The organism is Moorena sp. SIO4G3 (assembly GCF_010692305.1).
Taxonomy (GTDB): Bacteria; Cyanobacteriota; Cyanobacteriia; order Cyanobacteriales; family Coleofasciculaceae; genus Moorena; species Moorena producens_A.
The window spans coordinates 1-5,650 of the sequence record NZ_JAAHIG010000500.1 but is presented as its reverse complement, the minus strand read 5'-3'; the positions used below and the strand labels follow the sequence as shown (position 1 = coordinate 5,650).

The 5,650-nt window shown below is 45.6% G+C and carries 2 protein-coding genes and 1 pseudogene; 1 reads left to right on the top strand and 2 read right to left on the bottom strand.

Going from position 1 to position 5,650, the window contains the following annotated elements:
- Positions 1–116: 116 nt before the first annotated feature.
- Positions 117–830 (bottom strand): hypothetical protein, encoded by a 714-nt coding sequence (locus tag F6J99_RS41160; protein ID WP_293122197.1) that lies wholly within the window; start codon positions 828–830, stop codon positions 117–119.
- A gap of 1,039 nt (positions 831–1,869) precedes the next feature.
- Here F6J99_RS41160 and F6J99_RS41155 point away from each other — a divergent pair.
- Positions 1,870–5,475, top strand: coding sequence for an alpha-mannosidase (locus tag F6J99_RS41155; RefSeq protein ID WP_365975268.1), 3,606 nt, complete (start codon positions 1,870–1,872; stop codon positions 5,473–5,475).
- On the opposite strand, the pseudogene F6J99_RS41150 reads toward F6J99_RS41155, so the two are convergent.
- Positions 5,459–5,650 (bottom strand): annotated as a pseudogene (locus tag F6J99_RS41150) (hypothetical protein); the annotation flags it as partial. The gene F6J99_RS41155 and the pseudogene F6J99_RS41150 sit on opposite strands and share 17 nt — an antisense overlap.

The following is a 5,650-nucleotide window of genomic DNA, read 5'->3' as shown; positions in this document are numbered from 1 at the left end:
TTGGAAAGCGCACCGGAAGGGACTTTTAGAAGCAAATTGACTCTTGTTCCCCCCAAAGTTGGGGGGCTAGGGGGGCAAAATTCAGTATCAAAAAACTTGGGAGATATCCTCTCAGTTCAGTGTAAGAACTCTAACGAGTGGGCTAAACGCCATTTACGCAGTAAGTCAGCCACCTCCCAGCTGATTCTGGATGTTAGTTTTTGCTGCTGCTGGGGTGTCAATATATCCAGAATTTGATTTTCCACTGTCACCAGCACTAGACCCCTGTTGTCCAATAAACAAGCTACTCCCTGAATCAGCATATGCTCATTGGTTGGGGTTTGAGCTGGGGTTTGATTTGGGGTTGCCCATTGTCCTGGGGTTACAGCTTGCCCATTATTTAGGCTTACTACAGGTTGCCCGTTATTTAGGTATGTTCCCCTTTGCCGTTCGATTAGGATAGGTTGCCCGTTATTGAGGGTTACAGGTTGTCCGTTCGACGGTTTTAGGTTCTCTAGATCAAGTTCAAGGGTAAACTTGCCAAGGTTCAACTCTTGTAAAACTCGCTGAATTGCTGTATCTGCTTCTGGCGGTGTTTCTTGGGGCTGGGTGTGGTTAAATGTCCTTAATTGGGGCAATCCAGCTTTTACCGAAGAAGAGATTTGACGCCCAGCGGATAAACTAGCTTGCACCAGCAGGTACACCGGATAAAGTAAAATTTGTCCTCCCCATACCCCTGCAACCTTTAAATGGCGTATTGTACGTTGAATTTGGTCAGCAAACCGTTGAGATTGTCGATTGATAAAGTTAAACAATCTACTGCGATAGGGACCTTTGGCAGGGGAAGACATGATGGTTATTGTTTGGGTGAGGGATTAGCTAAGCACGTTTGTATCTAGGTTGTAAACAAACGAATTGGCAAAAAAGGCAATAGGCATGCTAGCAATAGGCAAGAGGGCAAATAAAGCCTCAGTTTTATTGTCCAATAAAAAAAGACCTTTTAGGTTTACATCTCAAATACAAACGCGCTTATCAGCCTGATAGACATTTAAGCTACATCTATACCAGGAACTGGTTATTGGTTGACAGTTGACGGCTAGCGCTGATCGCGCTACCCATTAAGCTGTTTGACATTGATACAAGCTCAAAAGCTGTTGTAGTCAACTTTTGCCTCTAGCATGCATGCCTCTTGCCTTGCGCGTAGCGCTATAACTGTCAATAAAGCACAAATAACAAATTAATGATAACCTGTTGCTTATTTAAAATTGAATATTATTCCGTTATCAAAAAAAAGGTCAAATCCTCTCCCCTACTCTAATAACAAGAGAATTTCAATGAAGACTAGTTGATCAGGTACACAGCATTGTTTCTCTATTCCCTATTTCCTATTCCCTATTACCTGCTCCCTGCTCCCTCCCAGAACGAAACTACCTCACCAAATTGAACAGATTTTGTGACGCATTCCCCCACCTCGTTCAGGTGGGGGTCAAGGAACAAAAAATTGTGTTATAATTAATGTAGCTTGAGCGGTACGGCAAAGGACAGAACAAGATTCTGAGCAACCTAGAGGCACGACCTCTCAACGCCAGGGAAAACAAACCTGTTTTTCCTCGCTCTGTCGGTTTATATACGTCAGACTCTAGGTAAAAGTTTCTTAGAATTGCCCCATAGCGGAAGCGATGCAGAGGTGCGACCCGTGGCGAATTTAATTCTTAATGCGGAAAACGCACCATTACGGTCTTGGGGGTTTCCCCCACTCGCTATTGCATCAAGACAACGACTTGGGGGAATAGTAAGCGCAAAAGTCCTGGCAGCAGGCGCGAGAATGCCGCCTATCGCGAGGGATAAAACCTTGTAATTAAGAAAGACACCCCCACCACGAGAACGCAGGTGGGGGAAGCATTCAAAACCGCTGTCAACCGAATGGATCAGATTAAGATTATTGATGGTATTAATGATGCGATCGCAAAACTCCGTGCTTTAACTCAAGCCAATGTTCAGCAGGGTTGGCGATACTGTAACGGAGATATTCCTTACCCTGTGGCCACTCAACCACAGACCTGGGAGAATTGGTCAATAGCTCAACGCAATGAAAAGGATTACATTACTTGGTCTGCTGGCAGACAAGTGATCTGGTTGAGTCAAAGATTCCTAGTGCCCCAGGATTTGCAGCGCTATCCTTTATCGGGCTTAGGATTACGTTTGGTATTGACCTGGTGGGCAGAATCGGCTCAGATTTTTGTCAACGGTCAGCTCCTACAAGAGGGGGATTTGTTTGATTCCTCCACACGGATGCTGTTAAATTCAACAGTAGTGCCAGGGGAAGAGTTTGCTGTAGCCCTAAGGTTGGTTAGTCCTGGTCATGATATCGGCGGATTAATGCGATCGCAAATCCTCTACGAAGCCACCAATGATGATATCGATCCAGGCTTTGTAGCTGATGAATTGACTGTCTTACAAAAGTATAGCGCTAGTTTTGAACCAGAACAATTAGGGACTCTAGCTAAGGCTGTGGCTGAGATTGATTGGGAAATGGTGTCACAGCCGACAGAATTTATGCGATCGCTTACCCGATTGCGCCAACAACTCAGTACAATTGAGAATTCAAACTTCAGAATTCAAAATAGTCAAAACTCTATCCAAATGCTAGGTCATGCTCACCTTGATCTGGCTTGGCTATGGCCAGTGAGCGAGACCTGGGACGTAGCTGTGCGTACCTTTGAATCAGTATTAAAGCTACAGCAAGAATTTCCAGATTTCACCTTTTGCCATACCACCCCTGCCCTTTATGCTTGGATAGAACAGCATCGGCCTGATTTATTTAAAGCAATTAAACAACAAGTAGCTGCTGGTCGTTGGGAAATTGTGGGAGGGATGTGGGTAGAACCAGAATTAAATTTAATTGATGGTGAATCAATTGTCCGACAAATCCTCTATGCTCAACGTTACGTCCAGAAAACCTTCGGTCAGTTAACGACTGTAGCATGGGTAACCGATAGTTTTGGCTTCTGTTGGCAACTACCTCAATTACTCAAACAGGGTGGAATTGACTACTTCGTGACCCAGAAGCTGCACTGGAACGATACCACCAAATTTCCCTATGGTGCTTTCTGGTGGCAGTCTCCCGATGGCAGCCAAATTTTCAGCCTGATGTCTCCCCCTAACGTTGCTGGTGTTATGGATACAAATCCCATTACTATGGCAAGCTACGCCATTGATTGGGAAATTCAAACCTCACTCAAAGATGCATTTTGGTTACCTGGTGTCGGAGATCATGGCGGTGGTCCGACTCGCGATATGTTACAAGTAGCAAGGCGTTGGCAGAAATCCCCATTCTTCCCAAAGCTGGAATTTACCACGGCCAGTGAGTATTTGTTTAAGGTTAGTAGGTTGTTCGCGAAGCGTGGCCTTTTGGCCAAGGTTAGCAGGTTGTTCGCGAAGCGTGGCCTTTTGGCCAAGGTTAGCAGGTTGTTCGCGAAGCGTGGCCTTTTGGCCAAGGTTGCAGGTTGTATTGAGAACCTTCAAGCTTTAACTCCAACCAACCTTACACAGAGTGTCGCAAGTGTCGCAAGTGTGAGGGGAGAAGAAATTAAAGGAGGGGGGAAAGGCCAAAGCCAAACCACTAAAGAGATTCCGGTCTGGAATGATGAACTCTATCTAGAATTCCATCGGGGTTGCTATACCACTCACGCTGACCAAAAGCGCTATCTACGTCGTTGTGAGGGGTTATTGTACCAAGCAGAACTGTTTGCAGCCCTGAAAACCATTGCGACAGGACAAGCTTATCCTAAGACTGAACTAGAGGAAGCCTGGAAAAAGGTGTTATTTAATCAGTTCCACGACATCTTACCAGGAACATCGATTCCGGAAGTCTTTGTAGACGCTAATCAGGCTTGGCAGGAAGTCGAGCAGTTGACGGGGGAGATATTGGAGGAATCATTAAATGCGATCGCATCCAAGATCACCCTGCCACCACCACCGAAACCTAATGCTCAAGCCATTATTGTCTTTAATCCTCTCAATTGGCAGCATTCAGAAGTAATTGCTGTTTCTTTAGCTGTTACTTTACCTGTGTCTTTACCGGTCGGGTCAATCGAATGGGAAGTGTATGACTGTTTTGGGGAAAAGATAGTCTCTCAAGTTAAGCACGATCAAGCCCAGCACATCCAAAAGCATGACAATAACAATGACAATCTCTACTATTCTCAAATAGAATTGCTGTTTCTAGCCAGTAATATTCCTTCGGTAGGATATCGTGTTTTTTGGTTGTGCAGCAATACTGAGCACTTGACCATAGAGCTACCTCCCAGTAACCGATTCCCGATTCCCCATTCCCGATTCCCGACTCCCGATTCCCGACTCCCGACTCCCGATTCCCGATTCCCAATTCCCGATTCCCAACTCCCGATTGAAGATTTCGTGTTAGAGAATCAATACCTACGAGTAGTGGTAGACCGAGAAACTGGAGAGTTGAGTAGTGTCTTCGATCAGGTTAATCAGCGGGAAGTGCTTAGTGGTCTTGGAAATCAGCTACAAGCTTTCGAGGATAGTGGTCAATATTGGGATGCATGGAATATAGACCCAAATTATGCTGACCATCCTTTGCCGAGCACTGAGCTGATCGGGATCGAGTGGATTGAAACGGGAGTATTGCGTCAGCGTTTGCGAGTGGTGCGTCAGCTGATGCGATCGCAATTTTGTCAGGACTATATCCTCTCAGCGGAATCTCCAGTGCTCAAAATTGCCACTACCGTAGACTGGCAGGAACGCCATGTATTAGTCAAAGCTGCTTTTCCATTAGCCATTGAGGCCGATTATGTGTCCTATGAGATGCCTTGTGGAGTAATTCAACGTTCTACTAGACCCCAAACCCCTGCTGAGCAAGCTAAATGGGAAGTACCTGCTCTGCGTTGGGCAGACTTGAGTGATCAAACCTATGGTGTCAGTTTGCTCAATGATTGCAAATACGGTTATGATGCCCAGGCTTCCCAATTACGTCTAACATTGCTTCGCTCTCCCACTTGGCCCGATCCTGAAGCTGATCAAGGCATCCACCAATTCACCTATGCTCTGTATCCTCATCAAGGCAGTTGGCGTTCTGCAGATACAGTTAAGCTAGCATACCAACTTAACTTACCATTATTAGGCTTACTTTGGTCTCCCGCCAATAGTTCTGTTGTCAGTAATAATCTCAGTAATAATAGTCAACCTTCTTTACCATCAACCGGACAACTATTAAACTTGTCAGCCAAGACTCTAATTTTGATGGCACTTAAACAATCCGAAGATATCCCTGATCAATGGATTCTCAGGTGTTATGAATCTCATGGGGAGTCAGCAAATTTATCCTTGGTGAGTGATTTGGGATTAAAAGTAGTTCACCCAGTTGATTTATTGGAAAGACCTGTGAGTTTATCAGAACCATCATCTGATGGAAAAGTAGTGAAGATTGAGCCATGGAAAATAACTAGTTTAGCCGTTAAATCCATAATTTAGAAAGGAGTCGGGAGTGTGGGAATAATTTTCCACAACGGATGCAGCGACAACCTGAGGTGGTTCCCCCCATCTCCCCATCTCCCCATCTCCCCATCTCCCCATCTCCCCATCTCCCCCTCCCCCCATCCCCCCATCCCCCCATCTCCCCCTCTCCCCCACTCCACACACCCACACC

Excerpts from the sequence above, each read along its gene's own strand:
- F6J99_RS41160 (WP_293122197.1), bottom strand. The coding sequence starts at position 830 with ATGTCTTCCCCTGCCAAAGGTCCCTATCGCAGTAGATTGTTTAACTTT.